This window comes from Brevibacillus panacihumi W25, assembly GCF_000503775.1.
In the GTDB taxonomy this organism is placed as follows: domain Bacteria; phylum Bacillota; class Bacilli; order Brevibacillales; family Brevibacillaceae; genus Brevibacillus; species Brevibacillus panacihumi_A.
On record NZ_KI629785.1, the window covers coordinates 627,608 to 643,358 of the forward strand.

General features: G+C 48.9%; 17 protein-coding genes. 5 read left to right on the forward strand and 12 right to left on the reverse strand.

Annotated elements, in window-relative coordinates; genetic code table 11:
• Nucleotides 1–4: 4 nt before the first annotated feature.
• Nucleotides 5–331: a YlaH-like family protein gene (locus T458_RS43975; RefSeq protein WP_023557461.1), complete on the reverse strand. Its 327-nt coding sequence runs from the start codon at nt 329–331 to the stop codon at nt 5–7.
• Nucleotides 332–335: 4 nt separating this feature from the next.
• On the reverse strand, nt 336–1,196 hold the full coding sequence (locus T458_RS43980) for a deoxyribonuclease IV (RefSeq protein WP_023557462.1): 861 nt from the start codon (nt 1,194–1,196) through the stop codon (nt 336–338).
• A 153-nt stretch (nt 1,197–1,349) separates the two neighbouring features.
• Between T458_RS43980 and T458_RS43985 the strand changes: the two genes are divergently transcribed.
• A complete protein-coding gene (locus tag T458_RS43985) occupies nt 1,350–1,820 on the forward strand; it encodes a glutathione peroxidase (RefSeq protein ID WP_023557463.1) in 471 nt (156 codons plus the stop codon).
• Between the two features lie 77 nt (nt 1,821–1,897).
• Here T458_RS43985 and T458_RS43990 read toward each other — a convergent pair whose 3' ends face one another.
• The 3 genes from T458_RS43990 to typA form a co-directional block, all read right to left on the reverse strand.
• On the reverse strand, nt 1,898–3,280 hold the full coding sequence (locus T458_RS43990; protein ID WP_023557464.1) for a M56 family metallopeptidase: 1,383 nt from the start codon (nt 3,278–3,280) through the stop codon (nt 1,898–1,900).
• A 9-nt stretch (nt 3,281–3,289) separates the two neighbouring features.
• On the reverse strand, nt 3,290–3,664 hold the full coding sequence (locus tag T458_RS43995) for a BlaI/MecI/CopY family transcriptional regulator (RefSeq protein WP_023557465.1): 375 nt from the start codon (nt 3,662–3,664) through the stop codon (nt 3,290–3,292).
• A 275-nt stretch (nt 3,665–3,939) separates the two neighbouring features.
• The gene (gene typA / locus T458_RS44000; RefSeq protein WP_023557466.1) at nt 3,940–5,781 is read right to left on the reverse strand and encodes a translational GTPase TypA; all 1,842 of its coding nucleotides are present in this window, start codon (nt 5,779–5,781) and stop codon (nt 3,940–3,942) included.
• A gap of 132 nt (nt 5,782–5,913) precedes the next feature.
• Between typA and T458_RS44005 the strand changes: the two genes are divergently transcribed.
• Nucleotides 5,914–6,528 carry a YhcN/YlaJ family sporulation lipoprotein gene (locus T458_RS44005; RefSeq protein WP_023557467.1) on the forward strand — a complete coding sequence of 205 codons (615 nt, stop codon included), beginning with the start codon at nt 5,914–5,916 and terminating at the stop codon, nt 6,526–6,528.
• A gap of 77 nt (nt 6,529–6,605) precedes the next feature.
• Here the strand turns inward: T458_RS44005 and speD are convergent, their stop codons facing one another.
• The 3 genes from speD to T458_RS44020 form a co-directional block, all read right to left on the reverse strand.
• Complete coding sequence (gene speD / locus T458_RS44010) at nt 6,606–7,010, reverse strand: adenosylmethionine decarboxylase (protein WP_023557468.1); 405 nt, start codon at nt 7,008–7,010, stop codon at nt 6,606–6,608.
• 250 nt (nt 7,011–7,260) lie between these two features.
• Complete coding sequence (locus tag T458_RS44015) at nt 7,261–7,857, reverse strand: hypothetical protein (protein WP_023557469.1); 597 nt, start codon at nt 7,855–7,857, stop codon at nt 7,261–7,263.
• 346 nt (nt 7,858–8,203) lie between these two features.
• The gene (locus T458_RS44020; RefSeq protein ID WP_023557470.1) at nt 8,204–8,707 is read right to left on the reverse strand and encodes a DUF4446 family protein; all 504 of its coding nucleotides are present in this window, start codon (nt 8,705–8,707) and stop codon (nt 8,204–8,206) included.
• Between T458_RS44020 and T458_RS57470 the strand changes: the two genes are divergently transcribed.
• Complete coding sequence (locus tag T458_RS57470) at nt 8,706–8,951, forward strand: hypothetical protein (protein WP_023557471.1); 246 nt, start codon at nt 8,706–8,708, stop codon at nt 8,949–8,951. The genes T458_RS44020 and T458_RS57470 overlap by 2 nt on opposite strands.
• Here T458_RS57470 and T458_RS44030 read toward each other — a convergent pair.
• On the reverse strand, nt 8,946–9,548 hold the full coding sequence (locus tag T458_RS44030; RefSeq protein ID WP_023557472.1) for a hypothetical protein: 603 nt from the start codon (nt 9,546–9,548) through the stop codon (nt 8,946–8,948). The two genes, T458_RS57470 and T458_RS44030, sit on opposite strands and share 6 nt — an antisense overlap.
• A gap of 228 nt (nt 9,549–9,776) precedes the next feature.
• On the opposite strand from T458_RS44030, the gene T458_RS44035 reads away from it, so the two are divergent.
• Complete coding sequence (locus T458_RS44035; RefSeq protein WP_023557473.1) at nt 9,777–10,430, forward strand: YktB family protein; 654 nt, start codon at nt 9,777–9,779, stop codon at nt 10,428–10,430.
• A 148-nt stretch (nt 10,431–10,578) separates the two neighbouring features.
• Here the strand turns inward: T458_RS44035 and T458_RS44040 are convergent, their stop codons facing one another.
• Nucleotides 10,579–11,544 (reverse strand): NAD(P)H-dependent flavin oxidoreductase, encoded by a 966-nt coding sequence (locus tag T458_RS44040; protein ID WP_023557474.1) that lies wholly within the window; start codon nt 11,542–11,544, stop codon nt 10,579–10,581.
• A gap of 168 nt (nt 11,545–11,712) precedes the next feature.
• Here T458_RS44040 and T458_RS44045 point away from each other — a divergent pair, with 168 nt between their 5' ends.
• A complete protein-coding gene (locus T458_RS44045) occupies nt 11,713–13,185 on the forward strand; it encodes an aminotransferase class I/II-fold pyridoxal phosphate-dependent enzyme (RefSeq protein WP_023557475.1) in 1,473 nt (490 codons plus the stop codon).
• 69 nt (nt 13,186–13,254) lie between these two features.
• Here T458_RS44045 and T458_RS44050 read toward each other — a convergent pair whose 3' ends face one another.
• Nucleotides 13,255–15,396 carry a hypothetical protein gene (locus T458_RS44050; RefSeq protein WP_023557476.1) on the reverse strand — a complete coding sequence of 714 codons (2,142 nt, stop codon included), beginning with the start codon at nt 15,394–15,396 and terminating at the stop codon, nt 13,255–13,257.
• 105 nt (nt 15,397–15,501) lie between these two features.
• On the reverse strand, nt 15,502–15,630 hold the full coding sequence (locus tag T458_RS56550) for a GapA-binding peptide SR1P (protein WP_023557477.1): 129 nt from the start codon (nt 15,628–15,630) through the stop codon (nt 15,502–15,504).
• Nucleotides 15,631–15,751 lie beyond the last annotated feature (121 nt).

Here is a 15,751-nt window from a genome sequence, read left to right on the forward strand (position 1 = left end):
CCCCCTACCCTCTCTGGTTGGTGTTTGGTTTAATTCTCACTTTTACAATGACGAGAATCGCGATGGCGACCATCAAAGAGCTTTTTACCGGGAGTCCCGTATCCAAAATAGCAAAAATCAACGAGCCGGCAAACAAGAAGATGAGCAGCAGAATTGTCTTTAAAATCGGCATGCGAATCCGTGTGGCAAACCCCATATAATACACCAAAATCAGTTCTACGAAAATAATCCATGTCCGATTATGGTCTACCATTACCCGAAAGCTTTCATAAGCAGACAACTGTTCCGGATTTGCAGGGTAATAGGTAGATGCGAGCACGAGCCAATCCATTGACTTATCCCTCCTGTTTCACCTGGGACAAGCCAATTTCACGCAAGCCATGCAGGTAGACCATTTCTTCAGCATATTCCTTTTCATCTTCCACAGGCGTTTCCAATACGACCGGCAGATGATCAAACAGAGGAGAGACCAAAAACTTCGCCAGCGCTTCACTGCCGATTTCTCCCTTGCCGATCTTCTCATGGCGGTCTTTTTGACTGGCAAACGGAGCTTTACTGTCATTGAAGTGAATCGCTACCAGGTGCTCGAGGTAGCCTGTCTCTTTCATCTGCTCCGTCAATTGATCAAACGTCTCCAACTGCCACTGGCCAGCCGCAAAGGAGTGGCATGTATCAAAGCAGAAGCCGATTTTTTCCGGGTAGCGGGTGGCGCCGCGAATCTCCATCAACGCCGGAATGGTCAATCCAAGCTCGGAACCTTGCCCAGCCGTATTTTCCAACAGCAGCTTTACAGAGCCTTCGTATTGGGACAAAATCATGTCCAGTGTCTCGACCATGCGTTTGATCCCGTATTCCTCCCCTTCGCCCACGTGCTTGCCGCAGTGAACGACTGCCCCGACAGCGCCATAGCTTTCAGCAATATGCAGATCTTCCAGAATGGAGCGAATCGTCACTTCCTGCAGGTCTTCCTTGGGTGTAGAGAGATTGGTGATATAAGGAGTATGGCAGACCAAGGTGAGATCATGCTTTTGCAAAAGCTCGACGCCTTTGGCCGCATCCTTGTAATCTACTTTCTTCGGGCGAAGTCCTCTCGGGTTTTTGGTAAACACCTGCAAGGACTCAGCACCCAATTCTATCGCGTTCAGAACAGCTTTTTCCAAGCCTTTTCCGACACTAATATGGCATCCGATCTTCAATCTGGGTTCACTCCTACATCGTGATCTATCCTTTTCACTTTATCAGGTGCCGTAAGCCCTGTCAAAACTCCCGATGCAATATTTCTGCATGCTGGCGAGCGCTTCCACCCACGTGCTATGATGTCTCTATCACAAGGAAAAGGTGGGAATCGAATGAGTCTTTACGAGTTTGCCGTCAAGACCATCGCGGGAGAAGAAACCACGTTGGAGGGGTACAAAGGGAAGGTTCTACTCATTGTCAATACCGCGAGCAAATGCGGATTGACACCCCAGTACAAAGGCCTGCAAGCCCTGTATGATCGCTATGGGGAGCAAGGCTTTGTCGTGCTGGGCTTTCCGTGCAACCAATTCGCCGGACAAGAACCGGGCAGTGAAGAGGAGATCGTCCATTTTTGCGAAGCCAATTACGGTGTCACCTTTCCGCTTTACGCCAAAATTGAGGTGAATGGCGAGAATGCGCATCCCCTCTATCAATATTTGAAAGCCCATGCACCAGGTGAAGAACAGGAGATTGAATGGAATTTTGCCAAATTCCTGATCGATCGTGACGGGAAAATCGTCAAACGGATTGGTGCTCGGACGCAGCCGGAAGAATTGACAGCGGAAATTGAAGCATTGCTGTAGGGGGGAGCATTGGCCTCCCATTTAATAATCTATAACCCCAAAAAGCACTGCCTTCGGGCAGTGCTTTTGTCGCAACATCATTTTTGATCGTTACTTGATCCCCCTGATTTTGCTTCCTCCTCCCTTTTCTTAAATACAGCACTTTCTTCGGGAGTCAAACTCCTTATCGTCAGGGAAGTTCCAGGAGGAATTGACGGGTCTTCTTGATGTGTTATAGTAACGGATACCCCACGGGGGAATTTCTCACGGAATTCTTTTAATCTGGCTATGCTCGCAGGTGAAAAATACCCCTCCTCTATCGTGACCCGCGCTTGTTCTTCGTGTGTGAGCTCGTCAGAAAATACCGGGTGTTCATATCCTTCAAGAACGTATACGGCTGCCCCTAATCCTTCTTCGATTACGAATTTTTGATCATCGGGCGTAAGAGCACTGAATTTCAGGTATTGTACGCCATGATATAGGATAGAATCGCCAGCATCTTTGACCTCGGGAGTTTTCTGTGCTGCCCAGACGGCTGTCGATGCACCGATTGTTCCAATGGCAATGACTGCCGCAATCGCAATCATTACTGTTTTCTTTTTCAGCCTTTGAACATTCAGTATCATGTTTAATCTCCTTTTCAATTGCTTTGCGTCGGAGGATAAGGAAGCGCAGAAGCGAACCGGAATCCCTCTCGAACCTGCCATCACGTTCAGGATCGTTTCACCATAGCGCTTTCGTTCGGCATAGGACATTTCTTTTACCACTTCTTCGTCACAGGACAGCTCGCACCACATATGGATCTCTTTTTGGAGAATGTGAACGAAAGGATTAAACCAATGCAAGGCACTTGCTCCCAGCGTGAGCGCCTTGATCCATAAGTCTTTTCGCTTCAGATGGATCAACTCGTGACGAAACACCATGCCCAAGTCCACTTTTGCTGCAGTCTCCATAGGGAGATAAATGGTCGGTTTCCATAGCCCGACAAGAGCAGGACTCCGGATCGCTGAGCTATACGCGAGTAGGACGTTGCTTTTTATGCTGAAAGCTTCCTTCACCCACCTTAGCTGTTCGGCTGCTTCGCTGTTATCCGGTACGGGCAAACGTGTTTGCTGTAATTTCTTCATGAACCTGCGATAACAATAGACCTGCCATACGGCAAAAGCGAATGCTCCTGTGCCCCAAATACTCAGAAAGAAGAGGGCTACATCAGCAGAAAGATTCAGTTCCGGACTGGCCACTATGGTTAGATTGGACTGTGTTTGTTGTATGCTCGAAGGGAGTGCGGATATCGGAACGGTTGTTGTTTGCATAACAAGGGCTACGGGCAATAGATAAAACCCGATTGCCATTTTTCCAATTGCATATCGCCATTTCGCCGGGAAGACGACTGGCGAAATGAACCGCAACAGGAGAATGCAGATCACAACGGCGCTTCCCGCAACGGAAAGGGAAACAAGCATTTCCAGAAGTTTACTCATTGCCTGCACCTACTTTTCCGAAAACCATTGCTTCAACTCTGCAATGTCTTCATCCGAAAGCTTGTCGCCGTCATACAAGGCAGCGATTAAGTTTTTGACCGATCCTTGGTATAATCCGTCCAGTACATGTTGCGTCTCCGCCAGTTTGTAATCTTTCGGTGAGAGGATGGGAGCATACTTGTTCGTTCGGCCATGCCTTGTAGCTTCCAGCGCTCCTTTGTCCACCAGCCTCGACAGGAAGGTGGAAATTGTTTGTGCCTTCCACTCTTTGCCTCTTTGACTGAAAATACCCAGTAATTCGGTCGATGTGACAGGTGGGTCACATTCCCAAATCACCTCCATTAATTCCATTTCAGTATCAGACAACTTTTGAACATTTTTCACGGGTGTACACCTCGACTTATCATTATGCGTCCATAATGATTCAATTACTACAAAGTGTAGTGATTACAATTTACTACGCGGTGTAGTAAATTGTCAAGTTGAGTTTCGGGAATATTTTACTTAACTTTAGATCATTCGAGCGCTTACAGGCACAACAAAACGGCCTTAGTCCCATGAAGTTCGGGAGCAAGGCCGCTTAACGGATTATCTTATATTGTACTGTCTACTTGACGGGGACAGTTCACTCAGGAACAGCCCCATTTCTTGTTTGTAGCTTATGCTTGTGGCTGCGCTTCCCAGCGTTTTTGCTTTTCGTAGCGCTCGCGATCGGATTTGTTCAGGTATTTTTTGCGCAGACGAACGGATTGCGGTGTTACCTCGCACAGTTCATCATCATTCAAGTATTCCAGTGCTTCCTCGAGCGTCAGGATGCGCGGTGTCTTCATCTTCACAGTCTCATCCTTGGTCGCAGAGCGGACGTTGGTCGCATGCTTTTCCTTACATACGTTCACAGTCAGGTCGTTGTCGCGGTTGTGCTCGCCAACGATCATACCTTCATAGACCTCTGTACCTGGATGAATGAACATAATGCCGCGATCCTCCACGGACATCAGGCCATACGTGGTCGCTGTTCCGGTCTCATGGGAGATCAATACACCTGCGTGACGGCCGCCGACTGCTCCTTGCACCAATGGACGATAGCTGTCAAACGAATGGTTCATAATCCCGTAACCGCGGGTAATCGTCAGGAACTCTGTGCTGTACCCGATCAAGCCACGAGATGGAATGATGAATTCGAGACGCACCTGGCCAAATCCATTGTTGACCATGTTGACCATCTCGGCCTTGCGATAACCCAATGTCTCCATCACAGCTCCCGTGTACTCTTCCGGAACGTCGATGACCAGCATCTCGGCAGGCTCCATTTTTTGACCGTCAATCATGCGGATGATTACCTCTGGCTTGGATACGGCCAGTTCAAAGCCCTCGCGACGCATATTTTCCACCAGGATAGACAGATGCAATTCGCCGCGTCCAGATACGATGAACGCATCTGGTGAATCTGTTTCCTCCACACGAAGAGATACATCCGTCTCCAGCTCCGCCATCAGACGATCGCGCAGCTTGCGAGAAGTAACGTGCTTCCCTTCCCGTCCGGCAAATGGGCTGTTGTTGACCAAAAACGTCATTTGCAGGGTCGGCTCATCAATTTTCAGCAATGGCAAAGCGTCCGGATGATCGATATGGCAGACGGTTTCGCCCACGTTGATGTCATCGATACCTGCGATAGCGACGATGTCACCTGCTTTAGCTGTCTTTTGCTCAACACGTTGCAAACCGGAGAAGCCGAACAGCTTTTGAATCCGCACTTTACTTACAGACCCGTCGCGTTTGGTAACGGAAACCATTTCATTTACGTTCATGGTTCCACGATAGATGCGACCGATCCCGATGCGACCCAAAAAGTCGTTATAATCCAGCATCGTTACCTGCATTTGCAGCGGAGCCGATTCGTCGGCATCAGGGGCTGGCATATGCTCAATGATCGCGTCAAAGAGCGGACGCAGGTCGCCTTCCAGTTTATCCGGTTCCAGACCTGCAATTCCTTGCAGACCGGATGCGTAGACAATCGGGAATTCCAATTGTTCCTCTGTCGCATCCAAGTCGATGAACAGGTCGTACACTTCATTAATGACTTCTTGCGGACGCGCGTTGTCACGGTCCACCTTGTTTACTACCACGATTGGAGTCACGTTTGCTTCCAATGCCTTTTTCAGCACAAAACGGGTTTGCGGCATACAGCCCTCAAAGGCATCGACGATCAACAGAACGCCATCCACCATGCTCATGATCCGCTCTACTTCACCGCCGAAGTCCGCGTGACCCGGTGTGTCCAAAATGTTGATGGTGAAGTCTTTATATTTGACGGAAGTGGTCTTCGCCAAAATGGTGATCCCGCGTTCCCGTTCCAAGTCATTCGAGTCCATCATTCTCTCTTCTACGTGCTGGTTGCTGCGGAACGTACCTGATTGAATCAAGAGCTTGTCGACCAGTGTAGTTTTCCCGTGGTCAACGTGGGCAATAATGGCAATGTTGCGTGTGTCAAGACGCTTCATGTGTACCTCCTCTATTTTGCATACCTTTCATATTAACAGTTCGTGAAACTCGGCACAATGGGTAGTTTTAACGGCTTGACCAGCTGAGTAAAGGGACTTCTTCTTGCCATACTAAGCACGAGGTGATCCCTTTTGAACAAGTACTGGCCTATTGCCATCAGCAGTTTTCTTCTGGCCACTTCTCTTCTCGGTTGCAGTGCGCCGGGGCGCCAATCCGGACAGGAAGCCCAAAACGGAGCCAAAACGCAAAATGTACAAGATCCGTATCAGGCTAATCGTTTTGGCAGCATTGCCCACGATTATCGAGCGACTGTCCATGATACAAACGAAAAGAACTATCGCAAGGGCTTCACATCCAATGGCTTCAACCAGCACCAGGCAGAGCTTTTGTCCAGAGCAGCCAATGATGTGCCCGGCGTCATTCGCACAAGTGCGGTCGTCCACGGTTCGGATGCCATTGTCGGGATTGTCACACGTGACAACCTCGCCCAACCGCAGATCAGGGTCGTCGAACAGCAAGTACACTCCGCAGCAAGGGCTACCACTCCCAGCCTGCGCATCCACGTGACAGCAGATCCTGACATGTTTGCCCGTCTGCGCGCGATGAACGCAGCCATCTACCGAGAAGCCACCCACCGCGCGAACAACGCTCCCGTGCATCCTCTTGCCGGTCAGAGCTCGCTCGTACACAATTTCTCCGTCATGCTCAACGATCTTGGTACGGGACCGAAGATGAGCCGAGAGTAAACTTCTTGCAACAGCAGGTTTTGACGTAAAAGAGGTGCGGACAAAGTTCCGCACCTCTTGAATACTTACTCAATGGGTTACTTGCTTGCCATTTCAGCCACTTTCATTTCAGGCTCGACTACTTGCAATTCACCTGTACCGCGAACCAGCTTCTTCGCGTAGGTTTTTTCCGGTTTCAATACCGATACGAGATAGTCAATGGCAACCTGTGGATCTACAGTCTCACCACAAGTGTAGCAATCCAAAGCAGCAAAGCCGCGCTCTGGATAGGTATGAATGGACAGGTGGCTTTCCGAGAGAAGAACCAGAACGGTAGCACCTTGAGGAGAAAACTGCTTGGATTGTACGCTCAGCACCGTAGCGCCTGACGCCTCAGCAGCCTCAATCATTTCCTTTTTCAAAAATTCTGCGTCGTTCAACAAGTCAAACTGAACTCCCCATGTGTCAACAGCAACGTGTCTTCCGAAAGTCGAGTATTCCATCTTTCGGTTCCCCCTTCCTAGCAAGTGTAATGTTAAACATCGCTAGGACCTGCGTCATTCACTAACGGGGGCGGTTTCTCTCTTGTTATCCACCCTTTAAAGTGAATCCTGGTTCCTAATCCTGTTTCCAACGAAAACAAACATAACATGCTTATGCCTATTTGACAATACCCTATTTTTTAGAACAATAATGAAAACCTGCCAAAACACGAAAAATGGACGCTGCACCTGGCGCGCCCATTTTTTATCATTACACTTCTAGTTCAAATAATCGTTTCGACAATGCGGAAAGTCGCTCATCAATTGCAGTCAGCTTCTCCGGGGCAGATCTTCTCGCCCAATTTCGCAGATCCAGCCAACGGTCGGTTTCTTGACGAATCGACTCTATCTCCTGCTCACTGCCCATTTGCTGGAAAAGCTGCTCCAGTTCCTGGGATACATAGCTCGCAGTATTTTCAAAGACGGACAATTCTTCGTCACCGGTTAGCTCCCGAATGCTGACCACCGATCCTTGATCGTAGTGGTACACCATCGTGAAGCCATCATAGATGCGGTGAACGATCCCTTGGCCGCGGAACGTCTTCATGGCTTTGCGCATCGCTTCCGCAAGCTGGCGATCTCGTATAAGATACGAGCTGTCGCAGCAGTAGCGATTGCCTGTGCGAAGGAAATTCAATTGAATCTCTCCGCTTCTATCACTCAGAATAACGTCGCGATCTCCGTTGTCGCATACTTTGACATCGACTGAAACATGTTCATTGGCGAAGAGTGAGACAAATTGTGCCAACTCTTCCTCACTCATCGTAAAATAGGCCTTGGCGTAATTGGTTGCTAAACGCTGTGCCATACTATCTCCTCAATTCTTTTGGTTTGCGTGGTCCAAACGACCGCATCAGCTTCCAAACATGAGGAGAGACGCTAAGTGTCAACGAAGGAACGTTGTAGAACCTGGCCTTGCGCTTGCCCCGGTAATCGAGAATCGATTTGGGTATTGAAGGCGGATCACCTACTTTTTGTATTTCGAAACAGCCATCCTTGACAAATCCATTATACATCATCACGAATAAAAAGTCTTGAGCAAATACTCCATGAATTTTCGCAAAAAGACGGAATATCCGGATTTAACCGGAGGGAGAAGGAAACAACTCTCTCATGCTCCTCTATTCTTATCGTTTCATTGGAATTGCTTGGAATTATGCTCCTATTTGCGAGTTCAACGCTTTGCGAATCGCTGCTTCTTCCTCATCAGAAAGAGCGTACTCCGATTCTCCGCCTTTCAATGGCTTGGCGTACACCCGGGATTCTTCACGTCCAAAAATACTGGTGATGACAACGCCATTTTTCGCGTCATCGATAATGGCGATCGAAAAGCTCAGATCGCTACCCGTCTCTTGAAAGGCGTTGTAACGCACGATAGCTACATTGCTGCATTGGGAAGCTATACGCTGTGATAGACGGTTGATGATGAATTGCTGGTCGCTTTGCAATTTTTTCACTTCGTCAAGCGAATTCAGCATCCGGTGCAGGCCTTCTTCCAGATTGGTTCCATTCGTCCCTGCAAGAAGCCGGTTCATTGACTTGCGCAGCCTGCTGATCCGAACGGATTGCAAAATCATGAAAAACAGCAAAATCACGAACAGGATCAGGGAGCCCAACAACAGTAGCTGCACGGGGGCCTGCGATAGGAGGTATTCCATGAAACGTACTCTTCCTTTCTTCCTTGCTTCAGACAAGCTTGTTGAAATGCTTCCTCTATTGTACATCCACCAAGTCTTTGGTTCAAATATCATGTGCGGGAAGCTGGACGGGCATACCGGAAAACGGTTCCGTTTCAGGAATCAAAAAAAGCGACACCCTCATCATGAGTTGTCGCTTTTTTTATTCCATATACATGTGTGTCAAGCTCATCGTCCTTATGACATCCTCCAGTTCCGCCTATAATTCAAGCAACAACATTTCCCTCCGAAGCTGTTTCAAGCGCTCTGTCGAACGTTTCATTTGCGATTGATCCTCATGAGTCATCGCGTCGTACAAGGTCGCCAATTCATAATCCAGCTCCATGCGCAACACCGGAATTCGTTCTTCCGAGTCTTTTCTCTTCAAGGCAGCAATCACCTGATCCATGGTCACATTGCACGATTTTTCGTAGATCACTTTTTTCTCAGCTCCTTTGATTTCCACTATTCTGACGGCTTCGCCAAACCGAATGTACTTCATCAATACCTTGTCGTCATCGACACAAACTTTGACAACTGCATGCCCTTTCACCTGTTCGACAAAACGGTACAGGACCATCGCGACCCGCGTATCCTGCACGGGCACACCAGCCAAATGAAGTCTGTAGGAACCGTTCAGCCTTTCCATGATCCATTCGGTTCTACCGTCAGTGGTGTTCACGGTGAGGTGAAACTTCTCTGGGGATTCCCTCCACGAGACGCCCACCCCGACTTCCACCAGGGCCTGCAACATGGCATACAGCGTTTTTCGATTCAGCCAAACAACCAAATTAAAATACTCCAGTTCGTGGTCCAGATGCATTCAGGCCCCTCCCAATCGCAGAATACTCAGATAAAAAGGGCCCTGGTAAGGGAGTGAGTGGTATATCATATTATTCCGACGGCTGTATTGCTATTCATTTCCCGGCATGTATTTTTTTGCTGTTTGGTATGATATTATATGGAGGATTCCAAGCTCCCTTGACAGGGAAGCGCGCCCTTTTCTTCCCGGAACAGGCCGCGCAAGATTGTCTGAATTGAGGTGTGAAACATGTCCGTTATTTCCGGATTTACGCAAGAAGATTTTGACGTTTTCTCCATAGAGGGTCTGGATGCCCGAATGGAGGCCATCAAAACGATTATACGACCGAAGCTGGAAGCACTCGGCCAGCACTTCGCTCCTTCCCTTTCCGTGGCGACAGGCAATGAGATGTTTTCTCACGTAGCCAAGCATGCCCGCCGAACAGTGAACCCGCCTAATGATACCTGGGTCGCCTGGGCAGCTGACAAGCGCGGATATAAAAAACACCCGCATTTTCAAGTAGGTTTGTGGGGAACGCATCTTTTCGTCTGGTATGCAGTGATCTACGAATCTCCAGCAAAGGGCCAGGTAAGTGAAGCCATGCGGACCCATCTGGAGGAAATTTTGTCTTTCGTACCCGATCATTTCCGCTGGTCCCCAGACCACATGCAGCCGACGAGCACTTCTTCGGCCGAGTTAGGCAAAGAAGGAATCAGAAAACTCGTAGACAGGCTGGCAACGGTGAAAAAAGCGGAAATCCTTTGCGGAATCAATATTGATCGTCACGACCCCATTCTGACAGACGGAACAGCATTGCTGGCCCGCTTGGATGAGACGTTCGCCATATTGACCAAGCTGTACCGCATCGCTCAGCCAACCACAGAACCATCTCTCCCCGTATGAAAAAATATATGCAAAAGAACAGGTCCGCTTTCTTTCAAAAAGCATGTGCCTGTTCTTTTTTTGTTTCGTTTCGTCTCAGATGTCGAGGTTCTGCGCACAATAAGGGTCACATCACCTTTAAGGCGCGGGCGAACGAGATTCCTTGCCATTACTTGCTGCGATATTCATGCAAGCGATCGTACGTTCTCTCCACTTCCTGAAACATACGGTCGAACAACTCCTGGACATGCGGGACATCCTCGATCAGGCCAATCACCTGACCTGCCCAGCCGAAGCCTTTTTGTGCATTTCCTTCATAAATAAAGGTGCGATTGTTTTCACCACTGATAAATGGTTTCAATTGCTCGTATCCTGCGCCTTCCTTTTCCATCTGCAGGATATGATCAGCTCCTTCTGTCCGGATGACGCGTGCAGGTGCCCCCAGAGTTCGCTTGATCACAGCGGTGTCCTGCTCGGTGGCTTTCAGAATCGCCTCTTTGTAGGCAGAATGGGCGTGAACGCACTCCTTCGTAGCAATAAATCGGGTGCCCATTTCGACACCTTCAGCGCCCAGTGCCAAAGCAGCAAGAATGCCCCTTCCATCCCCGATCCCGCCGCTGGCCAGAACCGGAATCTTGACTGAATCCACGACACGGGGAATCAAAACAAAGGTGCCAATGTCATCACGCCCCAGGTGCCCACCGCCCTCCTGCCCCACTGCCATGACGGCGTCAGCACCGATGGCCTCTGCTTTTTGTGCTTGGCGGACAGAAGCGACAAGAACGAGTTTTTTCACATCGTGTCCATCCAGCCTGCGAATCAGAGGCTCGGGATTGCCACCAGTTACCGAAATGACTTTGACCCCTTCTTCGAGTGCGACATCCACCATCCCTTCATAGGAACGGTTGTACTGCCCGATGGCAAAATTGACGCCAAAGGGCTGGTCGGTCATCGATTTGACTTTGCGGATTTCCTCGCGCAGCGCAGCTTCCGATGGCAAAGACATGGCTGTGATTTGTCCAAGTCCACCCGCATTCGAAACGGCTGCTGCCAGATCTGCATAGGCCAGGTAGGCAAGACCGCCCTGGACGACCGGATATTTGATCTTCAAAAGCTCAGTAACTCTTGTTTTCAATGCCTATCACCCCATTTGGAGGTAAAATTCTCGGCAGCTGCTGCGAACTCCTGCCGCCATGGGATTTATGAATAAAAATTCGCTTGCTTTCCCCCCCTTTTTTGCTATACTCAATTTGTTTGTTTTTCCCCCCCTTCTATTCTTGATTTGTAAAGCGAGGCGATCGTAGTGAGACAAATGAAAACACCTTTGTTCAGCGGGTTGTTGGAGCATGCCAACCGGAACCCGATTCAATTCCATATTCCGGGCCACAAGAAGGGCATGGGCATGAATCCCGCTTTTCGCGAATTCATCGGCGAGAACGCTCTCTCGATTGACCTGATCAATATCGCGCCACTCGATGACCTCCATCATCCGAAGGCGATGATCAAAGAAGCACAAGAATTGGCCGCCGAGGCTTTCGGCGCTGACCATACATTTTTTTCCGTACAAGGGACAAGCGGTGCCATCATGGCGATGATCATGGCGACCTGCAGCCCTGGAGACAAAATTATCGTGCCGCGCAACGTGCATAAATCCATCATGTCCGCGATTATTTTTGCAGGCGCGTATCCAATCTTCATTCACCCTGTGATGGACGAAAAACTCGGGATTTCACATGGCATCACGGTTAAATCCGTGCAAAAAGCGTTGGAGGCACATCCCGATGCTGCCGCCCTACTGGTGATCAACCCGACCTACTTCGGTATTGCCGGCAACCTGCGGGAAATCGTCCGGACTGCGCACAACTATGAAATCCCTGTGTTGGTGGATGAAGCGCACGGCGTGCATATTGCTTTTCATGAGGATCTCCCGATTTCCGCCATGCAAGCAGGCGCAGATATGGCTGCGACCAGCGTCCACAAGCTGGGGGGCTCGTTGACGCAGACTTCGATTCTCAATGTACGGGAAGGTTTGGTCGATGTGGACCGGGTAAAAACCGTCCTGAGCATGCTGACCACCACTTCTACTTCTTATATCCTGCTCGCCTCTCTGGATATGGCCCGCCAGCACTTGAGTTTGAACGGTCGTCAAATGACGGAGCGAGCGATGCAGCTCGCAGAAAAAGCCAGAGAGATGATTAACGAGATCCCGCGAATTTATTGTGTGGGGCGTGAAATTCTCGGCAAGCCTGCCACTTATGCAATGGACCCTACGAAGCTTTTGATTCATGTACGCGACTTGGGGATTACCGGATGGGAGGTAGAGAATTGGCTGCGGGACAAATACCAGATCGAAGTGGAAATGAGCGATCTTTACAACATCCTTTGCTTTGTGACGGCTGGGGATTCCGAAGAAACGATCCAGATCCTCGTCAATGCCTTGCGTGATCTCGCAGTCGAATTTGCTCACGTACAGGCGGAGGAACAGCCGACGATCTCTCTTCCCGAAATTCCAGTATTGTCGTCAACGCCGCGAGATGCCTTCTATGCGCCGACAGAAACGATTCCTTTGACCGAAGCGGCCGGCCGGGTCATCACTGAATTTATCATGGTGTATCCGCCCGGGATTCCGATCTTCCTGCCGGGCGAAGTGATTACCGAAGAAAACATCGCCTACATCCAGGAGAACATTCGCGTCGGTCTTCCTGTCCAGGGACCGGAGGATGAATCCTTGAAGACGATCAAGGTCGTCAAGCGGCAAACGGCAATTTCTGGATAGAAAGAAAAAGAGCAGGTTTGGGGGATTATAGGTCCCACAACCTGCTCTTTTTTCAATCCGGTCTGACTCTTATTTGTAGGCGCGAACGAAGATGTCGCTCATATCTGCCTCATCCAGCAAATCGAACAAGAGATCTGCATCATCAAGCGCCGCTAGGAAGGAGACCGACTTCTCTTTTTTGGTTCCTGGGAACACAACGAACTCGATTTGATCGTAATCAAACTGATCCAGGATGTCGAAGAATACATCCCCTTCCAAAGCTGCCAAGAATGGATATTCTACATAATCGCCGTGATCGATGCCGCCATTGTCATCGTCTCCGTCATCATCGTCATCGTCGTCTTCACGAGCACTCGCGAATGCCATGGTATAGACATACGGATCACCATCACGCTCATCAATCCATACGACGCGATTTCCGCCTATGCGAGGCTCATCCATCTTCGCTTCATCTTTCCAGTAGTGCTTGCTGAAAGAATCCTTATCGATGTCATACAGCTCATAGTAGAAATCTTTTGGCTTCGGCGACAAACGGTTGTCATAGTAAAGAACCATGCTGCGGGAAGCCTGCGGATCTAGTTGGTCGCCATTGTTCCATCTGGTCACGGGATTTACTTTGCCACGCTTAATATCATAATAGAACAAATCCCATGAAGCATCTCTGCCAGAAGTGTATTCACTCCATACGACAAAATTGTCGCCGATCGATGCTTTTTCTACTTGTACGCCCGAAACGATCTTGGTTTCCCGATTAATATCGCGATCATACAAGTATACAGTCGCCTTGTCTCGATTGTCTTCCAATACCCATGTGATATAATCCCCGTAAATATCCAGGCTCAATGGATCTTTACCCAAACGAGTAATATCCTCTTCTTCGTCCGTTGAAAGATTGGTCACCACCAGTTCATTTCTGCGGTCTTCGTTTACCCAGAGCAGGTTATTGCCATCCAGTTCATAATATTCTCTGGACGGTTTTACGGATTTATCCGTTACCTTCTTCACTTTGCCCTTGCGGATATCATATGCCACTAGAGCCTTCGAGCTCTTGTCATACCAGACTGCGAATCGATCGCTTACCAGTGGTCTGATCGGATCGGCATCCTCATCAGTGATCGCTGTGCTTGAACCCTTCTCTACATCGTAGAGGACCACAGTAGAAGTCCTTTTAGAAGTGGAAAGGTACACGACATAGCGATCGGAACCATCAGGCGAGGAAGGTTCCCCTGCGATGCCGCCAATCTCTATCTCTTCTTCTTCGTCGAGGTCATACAGGCTCAATCGCACTTTGCCCTCGCTGTCCGTACGGGCGAAAAGAACCATATCGCCGTAAATTCGCGGTTGCAACTTGGAATAAATGCGGGTAGCAATCCGTTCTGTAGAGCTCTTGTCAATATCTCCTAGCATGAGACTGTTGTTGCTCGCGAATATGTATGTATCCTCATACAGATGTGGAGTCGTTTTTGCACTGGAATCAGAGGTCACTTTTTTTGCTCTTCCAGAATCGATAGAAAACTTGTACAGTTGTTCGCCACGTGGACTTTCATACAAGATCACATCATCGTCAATGACAGGATTGACCTGCTGTCCACTGCTCACATCCGCCTCGTATTCTGTTTCTTCCGCGATATCGTAGTAGAAAATATCGGAATTGCCGTTGCGTCTGTCTTCCCACGCTACGTAATTGGGGCTTACACTTGGCTTGCTTGCTTTGCCGCTAGTGGATACGCGGGTCTCTTCCTCGGTGTTGATATTGTACAGATAGATATCTGTTCCACTGTGACGATTATCCGTCCAGACAATATATTTACCGGCGATTTCCACATCGGAGCCAGCGGTGGACTTTGAGGTAATCCGTATTTCCTCGTCATTGGAAATATCGTAGAGATACACATCCGAATTTCCGTGGCGAGAATCAGTCCATACGACGTAATTTCCGTCTACCTTTGGATTCGCTTTGCTGGACTTATTATCACCGATTTTCGTCTCTGTCCCCTTCTTCAAATCATAAAGGGTGACTGCCTTTTCACCTTCAGCGATCCACACTGCATAATTATTCGAAATGTCGAATCCCGTCTTGGAAACTGCCGGTTGTCCCGAGTTAATCTTCACTTCGGTTCCAACGCTGCTGGCTAGTGCTGGCGTCCCGCCCCACAGGGTGCCGACGAGCATCACTGCTGCCAACAAACCCTGGATGGGTTTTCGCTTCATGAAAATATTCCTCCTTTTACAGCAATTATCTCTCTTCTTTATTATCCCCCATCGACAAAAGCTTGTCAAAAAAAACAGGACTCCATGAGCCCTGACATTTCTGTATTAGGTTCTTTCCTCCTGATTTTGTCTCAAACATCCTTCGCAATCACAAATCGCATAAAGCGTTTTCACTTGATTGCTTTCAAAATGCTCAATGATCGAACCGCAAGTTTGACAAACGATTGTCCCCATCCTGGTCCCCTCCGTCATCACCTTGCCGTTGGCAGTGTGAATTCGTATTTCTCCGATTAAGATGTTATATCTATATTAATATGTCACTCTAATTAGAGTCAATACGGTAATTCTACACATT